This window comes from Arthrobacter sp. PL16, from assembly GCF_035985055.1.
Classification (GTDB): domain Bacteria; phylum Actinomycetota; class Actinomycetes; order Actinomycetales; family Micrococcaceae; genus Arthrobacter_D; species Arthrobacter_D cheniae.
Map to the genome: position 1 here is coordinate 1 of NZ_JAXCIC010000023.1, position 1932 is coordinate 1932.

The 1932-nt window shown below is 58.3% G+C and carries 1 protein-coding gene; it reads right to left on the minus strand.

Annotated features, from left to right (window positions below; all coding sequences use genetic code 11):
- Window positions 1-269: 269 nt before the first annotated feature.
- Entirely contained in the window at window positions 270-1478 is a 1209-nt protein-coding gene (locus RCH21_RS17115) for a globin domain-containing protein (protein ID WP_326965415.1), read from the minus strand.
- Window positions 1479-1932: the final 454 nt, after the last annotated feature.

Genomic DNA, 1932 nt, shown 5'->3' on the forward strand with positions numbered 1-1932 from the left:
TGGCGAGTAATCACCTATGGGTTGGTCAGCGCAAGTGCTTTCAAAGTGCTGTTTACTAAGGAGCCTAGATTCTTTTGTTTCCCCTTTTGCTAAGTAGCCTAGTCTTTTGTTTCCTTGATTTTGTTGTTGCAAACCCTTTTAATTACATAGGAGCAATACTTGTTGCCTCGGGATAACTGTGGATTTGATGCACGAGCCAGCTAATTCAGGAACCGTGCTCGAGGCGTCGCCGGTGAATCAGGACTGTTGGTGCAGTCGGACTCGTCCTGTTACTGGAAGTCGGCGAGCCAAAGGTCGGGTCCGAATACTTCGTACTGAATGTCTTTAGCGGGTATGCCGCGATCGATGAGGGCGCTGCGGACGGCCTGCATGAAGACCAGGGGACCGCACAGGTAGTATTCAGCGCCGGGTGGAAGGTCGATGGTGCTGACGTCCATGAAACCCACCAGTTCGTTCTCCACGGTCTGCGTGGGCTTCGAGGGTTCGACGAACCAGGTCAGCATGGACGCGCTGGATAGTTGCGCGAGATCCGCCTGAACCTGCCCACGGAGGGCGAAGGTGTCAGCGGAGTTATCGGCGTGGAGAAGCATCACCTTTCGCTGCGAGCCGGATTGCACGAGGTGGGAGAGCATGCCGGCCATGAACGTGATGCCGATACCGGCACTGGCGAAGACAATCGGTCGGTCGGTGTAGCTCATGACGACGTCGCCGGAGGGAACGGAGAGGACCATGTCGTCTCCGACGTTCACGCTCGAGTGGAGCAGGTTGGACACTTCCCCGTCGGGTGTCGATAGTCCGTGGACGCGTTTGACGGAGAACTGGCGGTGATGCCCGTCGTCGGCGCGGGTGAGGCTGTACTGGCGCGGCTGGTGAACTCCGTCGGGCATGAGTACCTTCACGGTGACGTACTGGCCAGGAAGCGATGGTTTGATGTCACGTTCGTCGGTGCGTTCGACCACGAAGGTCACGACGTCGTCCGTCTCCCGGATCTTTTCGACGACGCGCCAGGTCTGCCAGATGGTATCGGGGGCAAGGTTGAGCGCCCCGTACATGATTCGTTCCTGGTTGATGAGAACGTTGGCCATCAGCCAGTAGACCTCATCCCAGGCCGAAGCGACCTCTGCTGTGACAGCATCACCGAGGACGTCGACGATCGCCCACATCAGATGGTCGTGAACGATCTGGTACTGGTCTGGTCGAAGACCCAATGACATGTGTTTGTGGGAGATGCGGGCGAGAAGGTGATCGGGCATCTGATCCGGTGTATTGACCAAGAAACCGGCGAAGGCCGCGAAGGAACCGGCCAGGGCCTGCTGCTGACGCCCGTCGGCCTGATTACCCCTGTTGAAGAGGCCGTCCATGAGTTCGGGGCGTTCAGCGAACATGTGCGCGTAGAAGCGCTCGGCGATCTCCTTGATGTTCTCACCCACGACGGGCAGAGTGGCCTGGATGACTGGGCGCGATGTATCAGAAAGCATGATCAGACTCCTACGTCAATGGGGTCGGGTTAGTCGTGCCACCGTGATGCACCTGTGTGGCGTCGACGAAGACCGCTTGTGCTCTGCGGTGGCAGGAACGGTTTCCCGAAGGCAGGCACGAAAAGCGGATGACAGAACGCGGAGAATGAAGGTCCAGGCGACCAACGAAGGTCCAGGCGACCAACGGGTCGAGCTTAGTGCGGCCCGTCGCAGCAGGTCCTAACCACGGGTTGGTTCCCCGGTACTGCCGCCACAGCACCGGGACTGATCATTAAAAGCTGATCCTTCTTCAGCCCTAGCTTTAGTTGCCTTTCTGTTTAGTGGGTGGTTTGTCCTTCGTCTGAGCTGCAGTGGTTGGTTGTGGCTGATACGCGGGGTAGGTCCAGGGTGGGGTTCTGGTCGAAGAAGCCGTGGGGTTCGAGGAGGAAGCCGATGTTCTGGCGGGGCATGATGG

Coding starts and splice junctions, on each gene's coding strand:
- RCH21_RS17115 (WP_326965415.1), bottom strand. CDS start 1,478: ATGCTTTCTGATACATCGCGCCCAGTCATCCAGGCCACTCTGCCCGTC.